A 21,404-nucleotide genomic window follows, 5' to 3' on the forward strand; every position below is an offset into this window, starting at 1 on the left:
TATGGTTTTTTATTATGATGAAGGATTCAATCTGCATAAGCCAAAAGAGATTAAGGCTTTTCTGGATGAATATGTTATAGGACAGGAAGATGCGAAAAAGGCGCTTTCCGTTGCGGTATACAATCATTATAAGAGAATTAAAATGGGAGAAAATTCTGATGTCGAACTTCAAAAGAGCAATATCCTCCTTATCGGCCCTACAGGTTCCGGAAAGACATATCTGGCACAGACTCTTGCTAAGATATTGAATGTGCCATTTGCAATAACTGACGCCACAACCCTGACCGAAGCGGGCTATGTGGGCGAGGATGTTGAAAATATCCTATTAAAGCTCATCCAGTCTGCAAACTATGACATTGAAAGGGCTGAACACGGCATCATTTACCTCGATGAAATAGACAAGATTTCCAAGAAGGACGAAAACTTATCCATTACAAGAGATGTTTCCGGCGAAGGCGTTCAGCAGGCACTTCTAAAAATCATTGAAGGTACTATTGCCAGCGTACCTCCTCAAGGCGGACGAAAACATCCTACACAGGATATGCTAATCATTGACACAAGCAATATCCTTTTCATATGTGGCGGAGCATTCGACGGGCTTGACCATGTTGTAGAAAGCCGTATCGGAAAAAAATCCATAGGATTCAATGCCGACATTCAGGACAAGTCCGGAATAGTCAATTCTGAAATGCTCAAGGAGATTCAGCCTCAGGATCTTGTCAAGTTCGGACTCATCCCTGAACTGGTGGGCCGTGTTCCTGTTGTAGTAACCCTTAATCCGCTTGATGAGGATGCCCTCGTAAGCATTCTTACAGAACCTAAATCAGCTATCGTGAAGCAGTATAAGGAGCTATTTGCATATGATGGCGTTGAACTTGAGTTTGAAGAGGATGCCCTCAGAGAAATCGCCAGGGAAGCCATGGACAGGGATACCGGCGCCAGAGGACTTAGAGCCATTCTTGAAAATATAATGGTTGACATCATGTTCGAGATTCCATCCGACAACAGCATCACCAAGGTCATCATAACAAAGGAAACTGTAACGGAAGGGACAAATCCCGAGATATTACATGAATACTGCGCAATATGAAATATATGCTTGCAGATTGTTTTGAAGTTGCAAAACATCTTTTAAAGGATGAATATGTGTTTAAAAAATAATGTGGGCGATGCATTCGTTTACATTATTTAGCCACATTTCAGTTATAATTCATTGGTCATTAACGGAGCATATCTGCGAGTTTAAGACTATTTTTTTGGGAATATGTTGTGCCTGAGTTCTAAAGATTCCTAATTTCTGAATCTTTTTCAAATAGATATTTTAACAGCATAATCTTTTCATCATTTCTCTTGATTCAAATTTTTAGAATTTAAATAATCCTGAAATAAAATTTTAAAAAATGAAAGAACATCTTCATTAGATCCGAAGTACTCAAGCTTCCTCTCACATTCAGATAATAAATCTTCATTATCATCTACAGAAATCATATGGGAAATTCCTCCCTGTAAAAAAATACCTGCGAATTCACCCCAAGAACTAAACCCCAAGGCCATTAACAAATTAGGATAACGATTGAATAATTCCTCTTCTATTCTCCATGACGGTGAATATGGTGTTGAATAACCGATAATGATTTTTGTCTTATTCAGCTTGATAACATCTTCAATCTCTTTGTTTGGAAAGTCATTGCTAGTAAAAAAGTGTGAGTTCCATTTACTTCCCCAATATGTCGACCTCCAGCCATACCAGTCATACCATTCTTTTCCTTCAATAACCCTACCAGTTACCCATTCCTTTTTTTTATTCCTGTTAAACTTATCAGGACACTCCTCTTCACACTCGGGTTCGGGAAATACTGTGTTGAAATCAAAATGTAAATTTTGAGTTCCTCTATGCCAAACAATATGATTTTTACAAAATTCATAGATATCTTCAGTTTTTCCTTTAATGATAAGTGCATTTCTTACCCAATTCGGCATTATAATCATCACCCATAATCTTAATCAATATATATTATATTTAAGCATGTTAATATATGGCATTCTTTAAAAGCAATAGAATAGCTACATCCCTAGCCACTGCCAGAAAGCCTTTTGGCTACCACCACGCATAGAAGCAATATGCCATCCCGCCTGAGCTCTCAAAAGGCCAAGCAATTTCGAGATTGTTTCAGCTACCCTGCTTAAATAGCTTTCACCATAACCATAATTCCTTATGTATTATTTTAAAAAGAACATATATAAATCATACAAATGATTTGCTTTACATCACTTAATAATGAATATGAAGAGAAAATACAACAGTGATTGAAATGAAATTTGAAAAGGGATTGAGGTTTAAGGTATTGCTGTTGAAAAGATACGGGATAAATCCGAAAAGATATCTGGAAAACAGGAAAATAAGAAAATATTGGCTAAGCGAGGATGACATTGACAAGGTTCTTGAATTTGCATCAAAAAGAAATCATGACAAGGACCGATTCTATTATATCTACTGGATGAAAGCAGAACAGTTATACGGACTTGAAAAATACAGTGAAGCTGCAGACTATTATCTGACTGCAATCGACAATGTAATTTCAAGTTCCTATAAGAAAAACAGATCAAAATTTAAATCAAAACATTATGATTTATTTTTAAACAATTACAAAAGAGCAATTCAATCCCTTGCCAAATCCGATAGATTTAAAGAGCTTGACTATTACAAAGAATTGAACATCTATTCAGATACAGGCAAACCCAGAGGCAATGAAGAAAAAGGGGACTGCTTCCTAAAGCATGGCCAGAATGATTTGGCCTACAAATATTACGAAAAGGCATACTCAGAAAACGATTCAATAGTCATTACAAGGCAATATGACTACGATCCATATGTAAACGGATACCTGGAGGACAGATATAAAGAAGAATTGGAAAAAAAGAATGAGGATTTAAGAAGGATTAATGGAAAAATCAATTCTTTATAGATTATCCATTTTCCTTCTTGCAACTCGGGATACGATTCCCCTGTCGCTTCGTGAAATTTCATCCAAAACGGGTCTGCTTTTAATTCTTTCAACAGCCCAAAGGGCAACATCCTCGCTTGAATCATTCAAAGCAACTTTTTTCAGCAGTTCCTCATCATCCAGCTTCATCACATAGGCCTTTCTGACCCTTTCGTCAGTATTCTTAAGTTCACTGCCAAAAACATTTATCAGTTTTTCCTTAAGGAAACTTAAAAATGCCAATAAAAGCACTACACCAATAATAAACAGAAATGAACATGTTATAAACCAGCATATCGATACGAACAAATCACCAATCACATCATCACCCCAGAAGCTTTTTCAATCTCACTTTCGCAGATTCGCGTACAAACCTGTTTTCATCACTTTCAATCACGTCAAGAACAAATGCCTTGTCTTCAATATGCCTTATGGCATTTACCCGAATCCATGAATGAAGGTCGGTTTTTGCGATTTCCTTTAATCTTGACTCGTCATCAATGTATTTTACTGCCTCATTTCTCACATACCATACATTATCCGTCTTTGCAACATCATAGATTACATTCTGATGGATATTGACATTGCCAACGGCAGCCAGCCTTACATTCCAGTTCCCATGACTTCTGGCATAGCCTTCCAATGTATCCATGTCTTTTAGATTAGGATTTCTGATGGCTTCCTTTAAAACTTCCTTATAAGTTTCATTTTCAATGATGTCAATCAAAACTTCCTCTTTTTGAATTCCCTTTACTGCCTGCTGGCGAACACGGTAATCCTCATCATTGCGCGCAATTTCTGCCAGGACATTTTCATCCACAATTTTTAAGACTGCAATTTCGCGGGATTTCCAGGTTAGCGAATATCTTGCAATTTCAATCAGCCTTTTCTCATCGAAAATCCTTTCGACATCAGCGGCCGTTAAAATTAGACTGGGATTAATCCTTTTAATCTTGTTCCAGGCCAGCTTCCTTACTGCATGATTCGAATCATGCCTTGCAATGTAGACCAGAAGCTTTTCGTCATCAATCTTGTTCAAAGCCGCTTTTCTAACAGCAGGTGTGGGATCCTTAAGGACTATTCTTTCCAAAGCCCTTTGACTGTTGATTCCATTAACTGCGGCTTTCCTCACATATCCGCTGACATCGCTTTCGGCAATTTCAATCAGGGCGTTTTCATCATCGATGCGCCTTACTGCAGCGCGCCTCACATATTTGTCTTCATCGTTAAGGGCAATGCATGCAAGTTCCTCCTGATTAGTTAATTTTCTTACTGCTTTAACATCAACATCCAAATTGACCCCTCCTTAATCTCTCTACAAATGAATTTTTATAAAAATAAGTATTTAAGTAAACTAAAGGAATTCATTTAAAGAAAAGAAGTTTTACAGAATGAAATAAATAACCCGTTCATCCTAGAATTTGAGCATCATGATGCCCTTTAAAAATATTATGCAACTTAATTCAGGAAAAGAGAACAAAGAACATATTATAGATTTCTGTAAAAGGATATCAACTACACATCAATTAAAGCTTGATGTGACAATTACTTGATTCCCAAATCAAAATTAGTTTTGGCTGACACCCATTTAATAGCTGTTTTAAAAGGCAGCATCCAGAATCTAACTGAACCTGCATGGTTTAAGCCATGTGCCTCACCATAGGGCCATACCACCAAAACGGTCCAACCGGGAATCGAACCCGAATCGACAGGCTGACAACCTGCCATGTTAGCCATTAACACTATTGAACCAATATTACTTAAATAAGCCTGAGGGATTCGAACCCCTGACATCCACCTTGTAAGGGTGACACTCTGCCAAACTGAGTTACAGGCTTATATGAATGCTACATCGGGGATTTGAACCCCGCTTATCGGATCGAAAGTCCGACGTACTTGCCGAATATACTAATGTAGCAATTAAATCACCATATCTTAACATGAATCCTCCCTTTAACAACAATAGCATTAAAGTAGGCCAGGGGGATTCGAACCTCAATCTTCGGATAAACAGTCCGACATTCTACCTTATTAAACTTAGATTCCTAAAGGGCATGGAGGGACTTGAACCCCCGACCTTCGGGTTAGAAGCCCGATGTTCTTCCAACTATACTACACACCCAAAGTAACGGGGGTTGGATTTGAACCAACGACCTCAAGGTCATGAGCCTTGCATACTTTCCAGACTATACCACCCCGTTATTCAAATAATTATGACGCTTGTGACAGGACTCGAACCTGCAGTATTTCGATTAACAGCAGAACGCATTACCTGCTATGCTACACAAGCATTTTAAATAGTCCTACCCGGATTCGAACCAAGAACACGGGGTCCAAAGCCCCACATGATTGCAAATTTCACCATAGGACTAAAGATATTGAATTTTACAGTTTTGAAACGGTATGGCCGGGAATTGAACCCGAATCGAAGGGGTGACAACCCAACATACTGCCACTATACTACCATACCAAAAATGGAACTACCGGGACTCGAACCCGGGTCGACGGATCGAAAGTCCATCAGGATTGCCACTACCCTATAGCTCCATGAAATGTTAAAAACATTTTGAATCGGGAATATGGAACTCGAACCCATGACAAGCCAGTCTACAGCCGACCGCAATAGCCGCTATGCCACTTCCCGAAATAATTTTATTGTAAAATGGGCCATACCGGATTTGAACCGGCGACAAGGTGCTCTTCAGGCACCCGCTCTACCTGACTAAGCCAATGACCCAAAAATTATTCAATATATTAAAAATACGCTTGAGTAATATAATTTAAGCTATTCAAAACATATTTATGGTAATTATCCTTTGCAATCACCATAAATGTAAAAAAAAGAGATAGATGATCTTTATTTACAAGAACGGTGATTTTAACAATCCTGCTCTTCATTAAACCTATACATATTTATCATCAATTATTATTTTATTTTGAATTATATATAAATGACGTAAAGCATTCACTTTACATTAACTTCAGCCAAACGAACAATAGACATTTGGCCAACCATACATAATCTAATTAAATATCTGTTCAAATGAATATATAACTCACATAAAGCTTTTACTTTACATTAACAATATCCTTTTTACAGATTCATCAGATTACATGGAAGTCATCGATGTGACTAATGAAATGTAGAGGAATCGAACCTCAGACTCTCGCTATGAGCGTGTTTCCAAAACACCACCATTTCAAATAATGATTACTTACCTTTGGTCTAATTGGCTGTATGCAAAACCAATTAGACCACACAAACTACTGAAAGTTACATTAATGGAGCCATCATGACTGAAGTCAATGCCCCCTGTGCTAGAGAGGCCATCATTAAGCCAAATTACAGCTCCTTAAAGCTTTAACTGGGACTTGAACCCAGATGACTACCTTCGCAGAGTAGCATGTTATCCAATTACACCATTAAAGCTTATTGAATGGATCTGATGGGACTTGAACCCACGACCACTGGGATATGAGCCCAGCCCTCTACCAACTGAGATACAGATCCATCGCATAACAATTCAACGACCTAGTGGGATTCGAACCCACATCATTTGCTTAGAAGGCAAACATTCTTCCATTAAATTATAGATTCAAATTGAGTTTAATTAACCATAAGATAAAGGGCATAAGGGGATTTGAACCCCTGATTTCCGGCTTACAAGGCCAGCGCATTAACCTGCTATGCTACATGCCCAATAACGGGAATCGGATTTGAACCGATGATTACGAGGTTATGAGCCTCGCGTGTTTTCCAGACTACACCATCCCGTTGAAAGAGAAATAACGAAAACGTTATTGTTAATTAAATATATTAAACCTAAATCCATTACTCCCGAAGCAGCGATGTTAACCATTAACACCACATCCTCAAGATATTAATATTAAAAGCTGTAAAAAATCCATAATGCTAAGGAAATGAAAAAAAGAAATTGGTTTTTGATTAATGTTCAATCAATAAGCCCAAAGTTGGACTTATACCAATACCTAATGCATTCCCATACAGACATATCCTGTCTACATCCAGTAAATCTTGTACAACTTGGGCATTCATAATTCATAATAATCATCAAATTTAACTCATAATTAGATTTCATCTTTGGCAAGGCTACCTCGACCTCCACAGGTCATGGCAGTTGAATGGAAATCTAGATAATAATCTATTCCAAATCATATATAAATCACATAAAGCCATTGCTTTATCTAATGATTCCCTTTTGAAACCTATATAATAATCTATTCCAAATCATATATAAATCACATAAAGCCTTCGCTTTATACTAAAAAAAGAAAATAGTTAAAGAATTAAATCTTTAACTTCTTATGGTTATTTTATTTGAAATAGCTGCGCCGTTTTCATACATTGACGTGATGATGTATTCGCCGGGCATTAAGTTAATGTTTAAGCGAGCAATACCATTTTCATCAGTCGGCTTATCATAGAAAACCCCGTTAATGTTAAATGTAATCTCCTGATTAGCATGAGGATTTCCTTGACCATCAAGCAATGTTGCCTCAAACTTGCTTCCATCCTTATATCTCATTGAAAGGTTTTCAGCTTTTAAAATAGGCAATACTTTAACGGTATTTGACATCATCAAACCATTATACTCAATAGTTGCAATGTAAGTGCCCGGATTCAAGTTAATGTTCATGTTGACATAACCTGATGCATTGGTAGTTCTGGTATAGAATACACCATTGATATTTATTTTGGCGCTTACACCCGCACCAACAGGATTGCCCTGACTGTCAAGTAGCCTGAAAGTAAACTGGGATGCATTCTTATAGTATTTTGTCAAATCATGATTTTCTACTATTGAAGACAGTACAGTAATGACATTTGTATACTGTTCGGTGGAGTTTGGATTTGTAGCTGTAATAATATAAGTTCCAGGGTTTAAATTAATGTTCATTTTTGCAACACCCTGATCATTGGTAGTTCTGGTGTAGAAAACTCCATTAATATTGAATTCAACGTCAGTGTTCTTCAATAAGATGCCTTTTGTATCAACAAAGGTAGCATAGTACTGAGTATCATTTCTGTAAATCTTAGTCACATTTTTTCCTGAAATAGTGGATTTGACAGTAATTGTTGAGTTAACCTTAATGCCTTCAAATTCACTGGTTACATTATAAACACCGCTGTTTAAGCCAATGGCCATTGACGCCTGACCCTTGCTGTCAGTGGTTCTATTGTAATTAACTCCATTAAGTGTAATGGTTACATTTTTGCCTGATACAGGATTGTTATCCCCGTCTTTAACAGTTACAACAAATTTTTCAGGACCTTTATAATACTTGGTTAAATCCGGAGCAGAAACATCATATTTTTTCTCAATATTAAACCAAATAGTATTGGAAGTGGAATTTATATGATTGAGGTCTCCATTATAAACTGCGGTTACAGTATAGTTACCAGCATCCAAATCAGTTAAAATCCAAATAACCTCATGACCACACACTTCAGACTTTAACTCCTCACCATTAACATTGAATACAAGTTGACCGCCGGCAGAGGATGGAGTAACATTAGCAATCAAAGCAACACTATTATTAGCAAATTTTTCAAAAGACAAATCGGTTTTGGTAGCTACTTTATTAATAGTGATTTTTGAAGTTGCATAATTGTAATCATCAGTTATATTAACTGGATAAACGCCCACATCAAAATCTGCTTTAAGATAAGCTTTTCCATTACCATCAGTTGCTTTATTATAAGTTTGATTATTGGTCATAATTTTAATCAAAAAATATGGGATAGTATTATTATTAAGATCATATACTGTAACTGTGAATTCTTCAGAACCATTATAATCTTTAATTAATTCCGGAGCGTCAAATCTAACATACTCATATGCATTTACATAAAAAGTATTTGAATAAACATCCTCAACCCATTTTCCGTCTTCATAATATCCATAATCATATTGTACTACAATCATGTGATTTCCTTTTGATAAACCGGGAATAGTCTTTACTAATTTGCCGCTGTCAATGCTATAAAATTCAGAATCTTTGCCATCGACAGAAATACTTACAAAACTGAAATCGCGAGGCGGTGCAGTCACAGTCATGTTAAAATCATATCCTACAGGCACTTCTTCTGGAACGTCAACTTCCACATTTTCACTGTTTTCAATGATATTCAATTCCTGAATTGAATAGTATTTGCCTGATCCCAGGGTGTCATATTCCAGATAAAATTTGTTCAATCCTAAAGTGTCGCTTGATATGGTTACTGATGAAAGACCCTTGTTAATCACGTTGGAGGCAATGAGGTCTCCCTTAACATCGCCAGCATAATCATAAACGTCAAATTTTCCGCCATTAACCCATTCATGAGTTATCATGGAAATCGTGAATTTCTCGCCAAGGCTCGCATAATAGGGAATTGTGACGCCGGGAGTAACGATAATGGTTCCATTGGCAGTTAACGTACCGAAATCATCCCCTTCATAAATGGCCGTGACTAGTGTTTCGCCAAGATACTGGACGTACCAAGCATAAATCATATGTTCGGCATAGCCATCGGAATAAGGAACATCAAATACATGATTATTATACTTTATAGTCAGGTTGCCTGTTGCTTCTCGAGGCAAATAGATATAAGCAGTATTGTCTGCCCTCAAATATTGAACGTCAAAATAAAAACTCATTTCAAGCTTAGGTTCTGAAGGTTTAGGTCCGATTACTTGAACTATTTCATCCCTTAAAGTTTCAGTAGCTGAACTGTCCGTGAATGTGATTTTAATGTCATAAGTACCGTAATCATCCAAAATATCGCTAGGCGCAAGATATCTGGATTTGTTGCTGCAATCAGGTATTTCATCAAAAGCCCCGTCAGTCACGTTGAAATAGGTCTTGCGAGTACCGTTTACAAAAATCTCCAAGGTTCCGGTGCGGTTATGGTTTGAATCTATAATAATGAAGCTAGGATAATCGAAATAATCCTCATCATCACAAGAATAAGGATTCACAATGTAAAAATCAAAATCATCCTTTTCCTTTAAAGTCACCTGATTGTCAATCAAGGTATTTCCATCGAATTTAACTTTAATATTGTAGTTTCCAGTGTCTAGGGACAAGTTAGCGGGATAAATATATTCGAAAGTCTTATTGTATTTGCCGCCCATTCCATCATCTTCAATTGAAAAATAGCCGTTTGTAAGTGGAACGTTTAACTTTTCATTGTCATCGACCAGAAAACTGAAAGTTCCATTTTTTTGAGAATATGATGAAATGTAGATTACATCCCTTGAATTCCAATCCTTTTTATCCCAAGTATAATCTTCCTGAACAGTTATATAAAAATCGTCGTCATAATACTGGCCACCCAATTCATCAGATACATCTGCAGGTGAAATGTCACTTTCCAAGACATTATCTTCCGGTACAATATCATCTGATGCGCTTACTGCAGTAAGCATTAATATAGCCAGTACAAAAATACTTGCCAATAAATATTTATTTAATTTCAAAATATCAACCTCAAATAATATTTATAATAATACTTTTGTTCAAGCCTATAAATAAATTAACTAAAGTAATCACTTTATACAACTTAAATAATAAACAAATTAAAGAAAATAATATGAATGACGATGACATATTAATATATCCTGGAATATTAATTGGAATATGGGTTTTCAACTTATTTAAAAGCATAATCATACAAATTATCACCGGCGCGCCCAATAATGAATTTTTTTGCCCGGAATTTATAATTGCAATAATCATAACCCAATTTTTTATAGTTGGATCAACTAGCGATGATAAATTCGGTACATATTTGAAATACAGTTTTGTGAACATAATTCTTACATCAATTGCATGGGGTTTTGGTACTGCATCCGGAGGAAGATCTTTATTCGGACATCCAAGCCATATGCTAATTAAAATATTATTGGGCTTTATTTGCTGAAAAAAAGTAAATTATATGCAAAGTATTTGAACTTTGCATTTTTTTAATCAAATTGAATTATTTCATTTTTACATTAGCGGCATCTTCTTTATTTAACTTACAATTCGTAGCGGTACCGCCGTACATGGCATTACCATCACCACTTGCTGTGCAGCCTGAAAAACTGCAGCCTTCTGCTGTACCTTCACAAATAGCTCCACCATTACCGTTTTTGGCAGCAGAGTTTTCAAAATTGCAATTGAATGCAGAACCGTTATACATGGATCCTCCTTCAGTTGAATAGCAATTTGTGAAGTCGCATCCTACTGCTTTTGTTTCAAATACTGCGCCACCGCGCCAGTATGAGTAGCAGTCTATGAATTTACAGTTTGTAGCTTCATGATATGAAATGGCACCGCCACAGCTTAATGAGAAGCAATTTTTAAAGGTACAGTTTGTTGCAGAACCATCGAAAATAGCACCGCCATGATAATTTGCACTGCAGCCTTCAAATGTACATCCTACAGCATTACCATCTAAAGCACCGCCAAATTCATCGGAATAACAATCCTTGAAATTACAGTTTACGGCAGAATTGCTTTTTTCATCACCCAACACTACTGCACCACCGGCTTTGCTGGAGTTACCATTTACAAAATTGATATTTTCAAAAGTAACATTTTGAGTACCGTTTGCATTGAATATCCTTCCAGCATTTTTAGCATCGATAGTGACGGTTTTACCTTTATCCGCTTTAATAACAAGGTTTTTTCCAGTGATATTTATTCCATTTACATCATAATTATCAGTATTTACATAATCTTTATCCAAGACAATTACTCCTGTTTTATTGTCACCAGACACTTTAGAAGCCAAATCCTTAAAAGTACCTGAACCTGAATCGGCAAAAACAACACACGTAGTTATTAAAAATAATGCTACGAACAAAGATACTATTAACATCTTCTTTTTATCAAACATACATAATCCTCCTTAATATGTCTCACCTGTTGTAGGTATAAAGAATAAAATTCCAAATAAAATATTGATTATTGCATAGGCCAAAACTATTCCATAACCTGTAGCACATGCAGAAATTTCGCTTGTAGTTGGAAGAGAACTAAAATAACCGTTTACATATAAATTTGTAGCAACATCATAAGGATTTAAAACTCCATTAATTGATGTATATATTACAAAAATAGCGAAAATTACTAAAACAGCACCTATTATCCTATTATTTTGTAAGGTATCATTAGGAATAATTAAAAATATTGCAAAAATCGCAAATGGAATAATTAAATAAAATTCAATATACGATGGTGTCAAAAAGAATACCAAAATACATAAAATTATTGAAATTATACCGACAATTGTTTTCATCTTACTTGAAACAAAACTTAAATTTACCATATTTACACCACATGATTATTTTTTCATTATTTGTTTACTGAAACTTATTGTTTGCAAAACAAAAAAATATAAAAAAGGAAAAAATACTCATAAAATAAAATTTCTCTTTAAAAACATATAAAATTTTCTAAATTAAAGTTAATTGATAAAACCAGTAATTTTTTATCATATTATTTTAAGATAAACCAAAAAAAGAACAGTTTATTGATAATATAAATAGAAAATAATGAAATTTTTTAAAATTAAATTATTTATGTTCCAACATATCTGCTAAAATCGTTTTTATATCTGCAAATATAATCATTTTCAGGCATTTCATATTTAAAAATTGATTGTAAATTAAGTAATGTTAATTTAAGACCATATTTCAACTCAGTTTTTTCAAGATAAATTGGAATAAGAGGAATATCTTCATGAATAGCTAAAAAAATCTCATCACGCACATTTTTTGATTCAACAGAATTAGGAGTCAGGAAAACAATGAATAATGAAGAATCCTCTAATGCCGTTTCAACTACTTCTTGCCATCCCTCACCAGAACGAATTCCATCATCATACCAAATTTTAAATCCATCTTCATGAAAACGTTTTAATTCAGCAAAAACTTCTTTTGCATCAACATGAGCATAACTTGCAAAAATATAACGCTCCGATCCAGAATATGCATCAAAAGGACGGTCAATCATGTGGATAGGATAATCTGTACCCATTCCTTCAGTGCCAAAAACATCAACAGTAATTTTAGGTTTGGAAATGAAATTAATTTTTCCACCACTAATAAAAGGTTCTAATGTTTCCAATTGATTTTCACATATTTTAATAGAACCATTATTTAAAATAGAATACTTAGAATTATTATTTTGAGAGAAACTGCAATTTATAATTTTTAATTCGGAATTATTAACTATATCATTACCATCATTTTTAGCCACATTATTTATAAATTGACAATTATTTAATTCTAACTGACCATTATTTCGAATAACCCCTCCATAACCCTTACCATCTGCAAAAAGTCCTGTTGGAGCTTTACCATTTTTAAAAATAAAATTTTTTAAAACTACATTTTTTCCAGTAACATTAAAAATACGGTTTTTTCCATTAGCATCAATAGTATGGCCATTACCATCAATGGTCAAATTATTATTCCTAATATCAATACTCCTATTTAAACTTATATCATAATTTAAAGAAACATAACCTTCCTTTTGAAAAATTAATGCTCTAAGATGATTATGATCTCTTACATCCTCCATGATACATACCCAATAATCTTAATTAAATAAAAACCTTTATGTATAATTTTTAATTATTTGATATAAATAATTTTAGTATGAAAATTATTTTTTATGAACCCTACTAAATCAATATATTAAAATTTAACTTTGAAAAAATGATTCAAGATATTTAATTTTGATTTAAGTGCAATAATCTTTATTTTTATTTCATCCCAAATAATCATCATATTAACACTACAAAAAGAATATATTTTAAAAAAATAATCAAAATTTAGCAATAAAAAAATAGAGGGTTTTATCCCCCTGAAATTGGAGGCATATGAATGTAATAATAAATACTAGTCTTATTATTATGCATATAAAAAGAAACCGTACTATTGCCACCAATTATTTCTGAAAAGTCGTGACCTGTAGAATTGTCTGAAACTTCCTCAGTGAAAGACAATATGCCATCTTTATATGATGCATTTTTTAAACTTATAGGAAGATTATGGCCTTCACTTTTGCCGGATTTCGGGTTCGTGGCAGCAAAAGAAAATTCCAGATTCCGTGTTGACCAATTATTTTTCTTATTAAATGAGTCATCTAATATACTGCTTAAATTACCGGTCAACTCATCTTCAACGGGTGTGCCCATTATAGACTTTGAATTATTTCTCAACTCTACCAAAGTAGCATTTTTCAAATCAATATTTAATTTAACTTGAATCTTGCATGTGGAGGGCTTTGTATTTGTTGAACCAACAGCAACATTTGCCTTATCTACACCATACTCGGATAAGTCAATGGTATCCACATAAATTTCTGGGTGAAAGTTTTTTTCAAGAGGAGTAGACTCAAGCAATATCACGCTAGCATTTTCATATGAAGCATTTATTCCAAATTTCGCACTATCAAATTCATCCTGAATACTTATTTCTTTTTCTTCAGCAGGTGACAAAAAATCAAACCATCCAGCATTTACGGTACTGATGAATAAGAAACCTACCATTAAAAGAGTTAAAATAATTAAAATTTTTTTGTATTTCATATTATGTCTCCCAAATAGTTTCCAAATATTAACGTAATAACTACATAGCTATCCTTATCAATTAATGAAAAATTTCTATTTAAATATAAATCTTTCTTTCAGAGTTTATAAATTATTATCATATAATGTTATGTTTTAAGATGTTTGTCAATAAATCCTTAATTTAATCATTTTACTTATTTTTCTATCTGGCTATTAAATTAAAATCGCCCTGACAGTTTCATCAGATTTATTATTTGAAAATTCACAGCTTTTCAATTCAAGAGGAATTTAGCATTGCATATATTGCTCCACCACCAATATCTTCACTATCCAATTTGTCTTTGAGATATAATCCATTTTTAAAGTGCAATTTTTAATTATAACATCAGTTGATGAAATTAAAAATATACTGGATATATCATTGGCATCTATTGAGTGATGACCGCCATCGATAACCCGATTATCAAGATCAATTTCAATTCCATCCGAAAATGATTTTTCTCTGAGTTATCCATTGAAATATCACAATCTAAGTTAATATTCCTTGGAACCTGAATGAATTAAATCATCCAAATACTTAAATTCGCAAATTTTATTCTGAGACATGATAATCACTTTTTGAGTTATAAAGATTTCCAATTATCAAATTGAAGATATAGTCATTGCTTTAAACTGCATTCATTTGTCATCTCATTATCACAGCCATCACCGAAAAACGATTTGTTAACCTTTAAATGACAGTCTTTTCCATTTATAATTGATTTTAGAGATCCATGATTGTCAAAATCAATTTATTATTATTTACATACCGATTTTAATATTTTTATCCTCTAAATTTGCATATATTGATTTTATTTCTTTTGTTTTAAAACCGTGTTCAACAAGAGTAACTTTTTGTAAGTGCATAATTTTTTGAGTATAAAATTTAGGTAAGTATTTGTTTTCACTATGATTGGATATTAAAATTATCATTTATTCTTAAGTGTGTTTTGAGTATTTCAAAAGAAAATATTCAATTCCAGTAATATGGTTAAATGAAATAATACTTAATATAATGTTTTTGTAAAAATTTTTTTCAATGGGGATTCGTAGCTCAGTATTGTGGCATTCGAATCTTTTTAAGATTATAAAATACGTGCTATGAACTAAAATTATATATGTTTGTCTAAAAATATTATATTGTGAGAGCTAAAAGTACTAAATATTTTGTATAGTATACGGGCAAAATAAATTTTACTGCTTTAAAACGTTTTATTTTATTTTTAAACTCCCTATTTTTAGTTTTAAAAACTTTTAGGAATTATTATTAATTTTAAACCTTTTAAATGTTTGGAAAATTTCTAAAATATTAAAACTAAATTAAAATTTTTTCTCCTATGTCAATTAATATGTTATTATTTACCTGCAGTTTTCCTTGATATTTTTATACTCTAAATTAGTGTATGTTGATCTTATTTCTTTTGTTCTTAAATTGTAATTCAATAATAACTTTTAGGTAACTATGTTTTACTAATTTCATTGTTTTGAATATTTCGATTGAAAACATTCAATTCAATCTGAAATCAGAGAAATAATGTATGTAGATTTCAGTATAGTTTCGAGAGCATTAATTGATTTGAAAGACAAAGATATTGTTGTATGTGAAAATCCTAAAGATAGAATTGGAAAGCTACATAAACTAACTGATCTTGGTTTACAGATTTACAATGAATTAAACTAGGAGTAAAACTTTTTTTCAATTATCTAATGCTAACGCTTAATTTCAACCTTGTTATTAAATGTAAATAATGAGACAATAACCTGATAATAAAAATTAAGTTTTATAGTTAGTATTATCTGCAGAATACTTGATGTTAAATCAATAGATAGTTTTTTTCTTTTCATTTACTTTGATGGCTAACATTAACGGTCGCCGTTTTGGATTTAGATTTGATTTTTAAACTGCAATTATATGTAAGGGTTTCGCAAAGTAAGTTTTGAATAGTTGATGGCGGATGTAATGTGGAATGTTTGTAAAATAATCTCTTTATACATAACGTTAATAAATATTTAATTATATACCTATTATTAATAATTGTAATGGTGTGATTAAATGGGTTTCTTGGATAGAGTTAAAGGATTCAAATCAAGTAAAAACTTTCAATATCTCGACAATTTAATCAATAGGGGAGTTAAAGAGATTGTGCTTGACTCAGATATCATATTGGGACATAATGAAAGAAAAAAATTTGGACAAGGAATCAAATTAGATGTAGATAATCTCATTATTGATGGAAATGGCCATACAATAAATGCTAAAGGTAAGACACGGATATTTTACTGTATGGGTAAAAATATTACTATTAAAAATATTATATTAAAAAATGGATATGCAAAAGAGTGTGGTGGAGCAATATATAATAATGGTGAGTTGCACATTATTGAATCTAGAATCCAAAATAATACAGTAAAAGATAAAGGGGGAGCTATATACAATAATGAGAATAGTGAGTTGAGTATCATCAAATCCATACTACAAAATAACACTGCAAAACGTTTAGGAATTATGGACCCTAGTACAGGTGGAGCAATATACAATCATATAGGTAAGTTGAATATATCTGAATCTACACTATGTGATAATATAGCAATAAATAATGGTGGAGCAATATACAATCATGGTTATTTGACTATCTCTAAATCCACTCTAATAAGAAATGTTGCGAAAAAGTTTAGAGGAGGTGCAATATTCAATCTTAATAGTGTTTCAAGTATTACAGAATCTATATTTCAGGAAAATTCAACAAAAAAGGGTGGAGCAATATATAATGCATCTAGTATATTGGACATCACTAAATCTACATTAACAGATAACACAGCAAAAAAGGGTGGAGCTATATTAAATTATCTTGGTAAAATAAAAATTACTGAAACTACCATAACAGATAACACAGCAAAAGATGGTTCTGGTATATTACATTGTGAAGGTGATTTAAAGATTTTTAGTTGTGAATTTATAAATAATAAATCTCAAGACTATAATATTATTTTAAATAAAGGTGCTTTACAGATTCATAATACTACTTTTAGAGATAATCAATCAAAATATATTGTATTGAATGATGATGGATCTAATTTAGGTATTTTCAATGGAGAATTTAAAGAAAATAATATAGAAGAATCCGTAATAAGTAATTGTGGAAAATTCTGCAGTATTGAAAAAACAATATTTCAAAATAATATTTCAAATAATGCTGTGAATATAATAAATGAAAGCGAATTAACTCTAACAGATCCTAAAATAAAGGATGAAGGAAAAACAATAATAAATCGAAATTATGTACTTATAAAACAATCATCTCCAAATCTTGAAAGTCAAATTTATGGGGGAACTGTTAAATATATTGATCAATTATATGAAGAGAATAACTTTGATTTTAGTTATTTAGATAAAAAAATTCATGAAAATAATTCTAAAGATATAATTCTAGATCATGACATAACCTTTCGAGATTACGAAAGAGATTACTATGAAGGAGGGATAGAACTAGATATAGACAACTTAACTATAGATGGAAATGGGAAAACTATAGATGGGGCAGACAAAACACGAATGTTTATCATAACTGGAAAAAACATCACTCTTAAAAATATAATCTTTAAAAATGGACACTCACACAAAAACTATGATAATTTATTAAATAATAATGGGGGAGCTATAAAAATTAACCACAATATTAACTTAACAATAGAAAATTGTAAATTCGAAAATAATATATCAGAAGATGGTGGTGGAGCTATACATAATAATAATGGTGAACTGAACATAAAAGAATCCACATTAACAGATAACATAGCAAATGATGGTAGTGGTGGAGCTATACATAATAATAATGGTGAACTGAACATAAAAGAATCCACATTAATAAATAACACAGCAATACGAGGTAGTGGTGGAGCTATACATAATAATAATGGTGAACTGAACATAAAAGAATCCACATTAATAAATAATATTGTAAAAGGCCAATCACTTTCAAAAGTTGGTGGGGGAGCAATATCTAGTTATGGAGGCATATTAACCATCACTGGATCCCTACTAAAAAATAACATGGCGAGAGGTTCAATGGCTGGTTGTGGTGGGGCAATATACAATATAAGTTGTAAATTGGAGATTAATAAATCTAAGTTACAATATAACACCGCAGAAGGTTCAGGATTGGTCTCTGAGGGTGGTGGAGCCATATACAATTGTGGTGAACTGAACATTAAAGAATCCATATTAACAGATAACACCGCTAAAGATAGTAGTGGGGGAGCCATATACAATGATGATGAAAAATTATTCATTATTGAAAGTTCTAAATTAGAAAATAATAAACCAAACGATGTAAACTGAGTATTAATTTATAAATAATTAAATTAGTTAACATGAATATTTTTCGGATAGTGAGTTTTTAATACCTGACTTCTAGTTAATGTTAATTAGTTAATTATGGAAAATCACTTGCTATTTCATGATACTTATCGTTGACAATAACAACAAAGTCTCTTATCTCACCAGTGACTTCTAATGCGTCAATGCCGACTTTTTTGTGATAACCTATAGTGTTAATGTCTTCAGGTTCATCGGTTTCTATTATATACTGTACCATTCCATTATCTTTATTGGTTTATCCTTTGGAAATTTTTTTAATTCTTCAATCATTCATCGCAATTCATTTGATTGCCTAACTTGAGTAAAAATCTGTGAATATCCAGCTTGGATCGTATGCTATGAGGTAACTATTATCGCACCAGATAGATTTAACATTACCGTCACTGGTATCTGCTATTGCAGCTGGATCTCTGTTAATCCAATTTCCTAAAGTATGTTTCTTATGCTTTAACCTTAATCTGATATGGCCAGTACTTCTTACACAACATTTAACATGGAAAAAACTGCTTATCATAGTCTAATGATTTTGCTATACAGTAATGGGCCTGTCCCCAGCCCACACAGTTGGGAGCTTTGTCTTTACTTGAGTCATTGATGGTTTGATTATCTGTTTTCTGTGAATTGAAGTATTTGCTATATATGTTTTTGTAAAAATTTTTTTCAATGGGGATTCGTAGCTCAGTATTGAGATATTTGAATTTTCTTAAGATTATAAAATATGTGCTATGAACTAAAATTATATATGATTGTGTAAAAATATTATATGGTGAGAGTTAAAAGTAATAAATATTTTGTATAGTATACGGGCAATACTGCAAGCATCAATTGTATGGCCATTGCCCATTATTTAATATTATCCCTGTCAATTTTTATGCCATGATGATAATCGGGGATTTCATCCTTATCCAAAACAATATCTGAATTCAGATAAATCCTTCTTGACCGACGATGGATTAAATCATCCAAAAATTTAAAATTAGCTGTAGATAAAATAGCACACTATGTGTTTTTTAAAAGATTTTGATGCAAATGCAATACACATAATCTATCCAAGCAAGCTTTTTTAACAATTTTATCAGATAAAAACATCAGGAATAAACTCTTTCCAAGATATTCCTCTTATTTTAGGCCAGTACAATAGAATTCTATTATCCGAATCCTTTGTGATTATTCATTGACCTGAACAAAGAGTTTACCGAATCAACACCCATTTCATCAAAAATCCTGTATATGATTAATTCTCTTTTGATAAAAAAAATTTTAAAATAACCTCATTAAAAAACATGTTATATGCTTACATTGTATCAAAAATACTTACCGTATAAATGTAAAACCCTTCACTAACGGTATTTTTTAAAAATATTGATCGCCAAAGTCAAATGATGCATTATGGGCTAATGCGATGATTCATTTAAATTCTATTGAATTATCATCAAATATACAATTATTAAATTTCAAATGGCCAACAAAATCCGATAATACTGCACCGGTATGATTTGATTTGTTCTGTTTGAAAATACAGTTTGTAAAGTCAATATCACCAGCGTGATTGAATATTACTCCTCCGGAACCGTGTGCAAAATTCTTTTCAAATACGCAGTCCGTAAAAGTTAAAAAGCCACAGATATTATCGATTGCGCCTCCAAAATGTGAAGCTTCATTATTTATGAAACTGCAATTTTCAAACATGCAAATGGATTTGTTATAGATGACCCCACCGCCATCGTTTAAAGCATCAGGATGATCCTAACCTGGGAAATAAGTGTTATTAAAAGTTAAATTCTTAAATGTGTATGATGAATCTTCATTTAATAAGTTTGAAATGCGGGCTTTATTTCGGGCATCTATTGTATGTCCGCACCCGTCAATTGTTAATCCGTCCGAATCAATTTCAATTCCATCTTTATAAATTAACTCTTCATCATCTTGTAAAATAACATTTTATCTCTTTGTTTAAAATTCAATTTAATGCACCAAAAAAAAATAAAAATAAGACAATCTATCGCATGATAGATTATCTAACTATTCTAAATTGGAATAGATTTCTTTAAGTTCTTCAATAGATTTTTCAGACAATTCCTGATTTTCCTTATCTTCGATGATAGCTAAAATCTTATCTTTTTGAGCTTTATTAGCGAAAGCTTTCTCAGTGTTTTTAATATCTGTTTGTTTAATATCAAAAACTGCTTTAACCACATCAATTTTAACTTGAATTTCACCGATTTTAGGATTTTTTGCAGTGTCAAGTAAGGAATCTCCCTGAAGATCCTTTTCCTCATTTTTTAGATTTCTATAGATTGAATCCAAATCCTCCAATTTTAAATCGAAAAGATCTTCGACACTAATCAAGCCTTTAAATTCAAATCTATATTTGTTTTTTAAACATTCAACCCAAACATTTGCCATAGAATACCTCCTAATTTCATTCATCGAA

18 protein-coding genes and 12 tRNA genes are annotated in these 21,404 nt (G+C 32.5%); 5 read left to right on the plus strand and 25 right to left on the minus strand.

The features are described 5' to 3' along the window. The first annotated feature begins 1 nt into the window (after window position 1). Window positions 2–1,090, plus strand: a complete 1,089-nt coding sequence (gene clpX, locus F3G70_RS04110) for an ATP-dependent Clp protease ATP-binding subunit ClpX (protein ID WP_149731444.1) — start codon at window positions 2–4, stop codon at window positions 1,088–1,090. A gap of 251 nt (window positions 1,091–1,341) precedes the next feature. On the opposite strand, the gene F3G70_RS04115 is transcribed toward clpX, so the two are convergent. Further along, the gene (locus F3G70_RS04115; RefSeq protein ID WP_149731445.1) at window positions 1,342–1,980 is read right to left on the minus strand and encodes a hypothetical protein; all 639 of its coding nucleotides are present in this window, start codon (window positions 1,978–1,980) and stop codon (window positions 1,342–1,344) included. Window positions 1,981–2,312: 332 nt separating this feature from the next. Between F3G70_RS04115 and F3G70_RS04120 the strand changes: the two genes are divergently transcribed. Further along, window positions 2,313–2,966: a hypothetical protein gene (locus F3G70_RS04120; RefSeq protein WP_149731446.1), complete on the plus strand. Its 654-nt coding sequence runs from the start codon at window positions 2,313–2,315 to the stop codon at window positions 2,964–2,966. On the opposite strand, the gene F3G70_RS04125 is transcribed toward F3G70_RS04120, so the two are convergent. From F3G70_RS04125 to F3G70_RS04200, 16 genes are all read right to left on the minus strand, one after another. Continuing rightward, a complete protein-coding gene (locus F3G70_RS04125) occupies window positions 2,961–3,305 on the minus strand; it encodes a hypothetical protein (protein WP_149731447.1) in 345 nt (114 codons plus the stop codon). The two genes, F3G70_RS04120 and F3G70_RS04125, sit on opposite strands and share 6 nt — an antisense overlap. 4 nt (window positions 3,306–3,309) lie before the next feature. Beyond that, complete coding sequence (locus F3G70_RS04130; RefSeq protein WP_149731448.1) at window positions 3,310–4,278, minus strand: HEAT repeat domain-containing protein; 969 nt, start codon at window positions 4,276–4,278, stop codon at window positions 3,310–3,312. Window positions 4,279–4,529: 251 nt separating this feature from the next. Further along, window positions 4,530–4,721, minus strand: a complete 192-nt coding sequence (locus tag F3G70_RS04135; RefSeq protein ID WP_149731449.1) for a hypothetical protein — start codon at window positions 4,719–4,721, stop codon at window positions 4,530–4,532. Window positions 4,722–4,749: 28 nt separating this feature from the next. Continuing rightward, window positions 4,750–4,822 (minus strand) — tRNA-Val (locus F3G70_RS04140). A 7-nt stretch (window positions 4,823–4,829) separates the two neighbouring features. Continuing rightward, a tRNA-Glu gene (locus tag F3G70_RS04145) sits at window positions 4,830–4,902 on the minus strand. A 131-nt stretch (window positions 4,903–5,033) separates the two neighbouring features. Continuing rightward, window positions 5,034–5,106, minus strand: a tRNA-Arg gene (locus tag F3G70_RS04150). A gap of 4 nt (window positions 5,107–5,110) precedes the next feature. After that, a tRNA-Met gene (locus F3G70_RS04155) sits at window positions 5,111–5,185 on the minus strand. A gap of 97 nt (window positions 5,186–5,282) precedes the next feature. Then, window positions 5,283–5,355 (minus strand) — tRNA-Gln (locus tag F3G70_RS04160). 28 nt (window positions 5,356–5,383) lie between these two features. Then, a tRNA-Asp gene (locus tag F3G70_RS04165) sits at window positions 5,384–5,454 on the minus strand. Window positions 5,455–5,459: 5 nt separating this feature from the next. Then, window positions 5,460–5,531, minus strand: a tRNA-Glu gene (locus F3G70_RS04170). Window positions 5,532–5,555: 24 nt separating this feature from the next. Continuing rightward, a tRNA-Tyr gene (locus tag F3G70_RS04175) sits at window positions 5,556–5,628 on the minus strand. A gap of 19 nt (window positions 5,629–5,647) precedes the next feature. Beyond that, window positions 5,648–5,721: transfer RNA gene (locus F3G70_RS04180), tRNA-Phe, on the minus strand. Between the two features lie 701 nt (window positions 5,722–6,422). After that, window positions 6,423–6,495 (minus strand) — tRNA-Met (locus tag F3G70_RS04185). Between the two features lie 115 nt (window positions 6,496–6,610). Next, window positions 6,611–6,684: transfer RNA gene (locus F3G70_RS04190), tRNA-Thr, on the minus strand. Window positions 6,685–6,686: 2 nt separating this feature from the next. Continuing rightward, window positions 6,687–6,761: transfer RNA gene (locus tag F3G70_RS04195), tRNA-Met, on the minus strand. A 539-nt stretch (window positions 6,762–7,300) separates the two neighbouring features. Further along, the gene (locus F3G70_RS04200) at window positions 7,301–10,468 is read right to left on the minus strand and encodes an Ig-like domain repeat protein (RefSeq protein ID WP_149731450.1); all 3,168 of its coding nucleotides are present in this window, start codon (window positions 10,466–10,468) and stop codon (window positions 7,301–7,303) included. 113 nt (window positions 10,469–10,581) lie between these two features. Between F3G70_RS04200 and F3G70_RS04205 the strand changes: the two genes are divergently transcribed. After that, window positions 10,582–10,911 (plus strand): hypothetical protein, encoded by a 330-nt coding sequence (locus F3G70_RS04205; protein WP_149731451.1) that lies wholly within the window; start codon window positions 10,582–10,584, stop codon window positions 10,909–10,911. Between the two features lie 57 nt (window positions 10,912–10,968). Here F3G70_RS04205 and F3G70_RS04210 read toward each other — a convergent pair whose 3' ends face one another. From F3G70_RS04210 to F3G70_RS04225, 4 genes are all read right to left on the minus strand, one after another. After that, window positions 10,969–11,871 carry a hypothetical protein gene (locus F3G70_RS04210; protein ID WP_149731452.1) on the minus strand — a complete coding sequence of 301 codons (903 nt, stop codon included), beginning with the start codon at window positions 11,869–11,871 and terminating at the stop codon, window positions 10,969–10,971. Between the two features lie 12 nt (window positions 11,872–11,883). Next, window positions 11,884–12,303: a hypothetical protein gene (locus F3G70_RS04215; protein WP_149731453.1), complete on the minus strand. Its 420-nt coding sequence runs from the start codon at window positions 12,301–12,303 to the stop codon at window positions 11,884–11,886. Between the two features lie 251 nt (window positions 12,304–12,554). After that, the gene (locus F3G70_RS04220) at window positions 12,555–13,559 is read right to left on the minus strand and encodes a toll/interleukin-1 receptor domain-containing protein (RefSeq protein ID WP_149731454.1); all 1,005 of its coding nucleotides are present in this window, start codon (window positions 13,557–13,559) and stop codon (window positions 12,555–12,557) included. Window positions 13,560–13,836: 277 nt separating this feature from the next. After that, on the minus strand, window positions 13,837–14,571 hold the full coding sequence (locus tag F3G70_RS04225) for a hypothetical protein (RefSeq protein ID WP_149731455.1): 735 nt from the start codon (window positions 14,569–14,571) through the stop codon (window positions 13,837–13,839). A 1,555-nt stretch (window positions 14,572–16,126) separates the two neighbouring features. Between F3G70_RS04225 and F3G70_RS12245 the strand changes: the two genes are divergently transcribed. Beyond that, on the plus strand, window positions 16,127–16,273 hold the full coding sequence (locus tag F3G70_RS12245; protein WP_223166003.1) for a hypothetical protein: 147 nt from the start codon (window positions 16,127–16,129) through the stop codon (window positions 16,271–16,273). Window positions 16,274–16,645: 372 nt separating this feature from the next. Next, window positions 16,646–18,931 carry a hypothetical protein gene (locus F3G70_RS04230; protein WP_149731456.1) on the plus strand — a complete coding sequence of 762 codons (2,286 nt, stop codon included), beginning with the start codon at window positions 16,646–16,648 and terminating at the stop codon, window positions 18,929–18,931. Between the two features lie 94 nt (window positions 18,932–19,025). Here F3G70_RS04230 and F3G70_RS12025 read toward each other — a convergent pair whose 3' ends face one another. The 4 genes from F3G70_RS12025 to F3G70_RS04245 all read right to left on the minus strand — a co-directional run bounded on the left by F3G70_RS12025 (window position 19,026) and on the right by F3G70_RS04245 (window position 21,400). Next, the gene (locus tag F3G70_RS12025) at window positions 19,026–19,187 is read right to left on the minus strand and encodes a hypothetical protein (RefSeq protein ID WP_188118075.1); all 162 of its coding nucleotides are present in this window, start codon (window positions 19,185–19,187) and stop codon (window positions 19,026–19,028) included. Window positions 19,188–19,813: 626 nt separating this feature from the next. Further along, window positions 19,814–19,936, minus strand: coding sequence for a hypothetical protein (locus tag F3G70_RS12410; protein WP_262492212.1), 123 nt, complete (start codon window positions 19,934–19,936; stop codon window positions 19,814–19,816). 441 nt (window positions 19,937–20,377) lie between these two features. Continuing rightward, window positions 20,378–20,659, minus strand: coding sequence for a hypothetical protein (locus F3G70_RS04240; RefSeq protein WP_149731457.1), 282 nt, complete (start codon window positions 20,657–20,659; stop codon window positions 20,378–20,380). Between the two features lie 333 nt (window positions 20,660–20,992). Then, a complete protein-coding gene (locus F3G70_RS04245) occupies window positions 20,993–21,400 on the minus strand; it encodes a hypothetical protein (protein WP_149731458.1) in 408 nt (135 codons plus the stop codon). Window positions 21,401–21,404: the final 4 nt, after the last annotated feature.

Source organism: Methanobrevibacter millerae (assembly GCF_900103415.1).
In the GTDB taxonomy this organism is placed as follows: domain Archaea; phylum Methanobacteriota; class Methanobacteria; order Methanobacteriales; family Methanobacteriaceae; genus Methanocatella; species Methanocatella millerae.

Excerpts from the sequence above, each read along its gene's own strand:
- F3G70_RS04210 (WP_149731452.1), bottom strand. The coding sequence starts at position 11,871 with ATGTTTGATAAAAAGAAGATGTTAATAGTATCTTTGTTCGTAGCATTA.
- clpX (WP_149731444.1), top strand. The coding sequence starts at position 2 with ATGGTTTTTTATTATGATGAAGGATTCAATCTGCATAAGCCAAAAGAG.
- F3G70_RS04220 (WP_149731454.1), bottom strand. The coding sequence starts at position 13,559 with ATGGAGGATGTAAGAGATCATAATCATCTTAGAGCATTAATTTTTCAA.
- F3G70_RS04225 (WP_149731455.1), bottom strand. The coding sequence starts at position 14,571 with ATGAAATACAAAAAAATTTTAATTATTTTAACTCTTTTAATGGTAGGT.
- F3G70_RS04215 (WP_149731453.1), bottom strand. The coding sequence starts at position 12,303 with ATGGTAAATTTAAGTTTTGTTTCAAGTAAGATGAAAACAATTGTCGGT.
- F3G70_RS04205 (WP_149731451.1), top strand. The coding sequence starts at position 10,582 with ATGAATGACGATGACATATTAATATATCCTGGAATATTAATTGGAATA.
- F3G70_RS04240 (WP_149731457.1), bottom strand. The coding sequence starts at position 20,659 with ATGTTTGAAAATTGCAGTTTCATAAATAATGAAGCTTCACATTTTGGA.
- F3G70_RS04120 (WP_149731446.1), top strand. The coding sequence starts at position 2,313 with ATGAAATTTGAAAAGGGATTGAGGTTTAAGGTATTGCTGTTGAAAAGA.
- F3G70_RS04135 (WP_149731449.1), bottom strand. The coding sequence starts at position 4,721 with ATGGCTAACATGGCAGGTTGTCAGCCTGTCGATTCGGGTTCGATTCCC.
- F3G70_RS12245 (WP_223166003.1), top strand. The coding sequence starts at position 16,127 with ATGTATGTAGATTTCAGTATAGTTTCGAGAGCATTAATTGATTTGAAA.
- F3G70_RS12025 (WP_188118075.1), bottom strand. The coding sequence starts at position 19,187 with ATGGTACAGTATATAATAGAAACCGATGAACCTGAAGACATTAACACT.
- F3G70_RS04230 (WP_149731456.1), top strand. The coding sequence starts at position 16,646 with ATGGGTTTCTTGGATAGAGTTAAAGGATTCAAATCAAGTAAAAACTTT.
- F3G70_RS04115 (WP_149731445.1), bottom strand. The coding sequence starts at position 1,980 with ATGCCGAATTGGGTAAGAAATGCACTTATCATTAAAGGAAAAACTGAA.
- F3G70_RS04245 (WP_149731458.1), bottom strand. The coding sequence starts at position 21,400 with ATGAATGAAATTAGGAGGTATTCTATGGCAAATGTTTGGGTTGAATGT.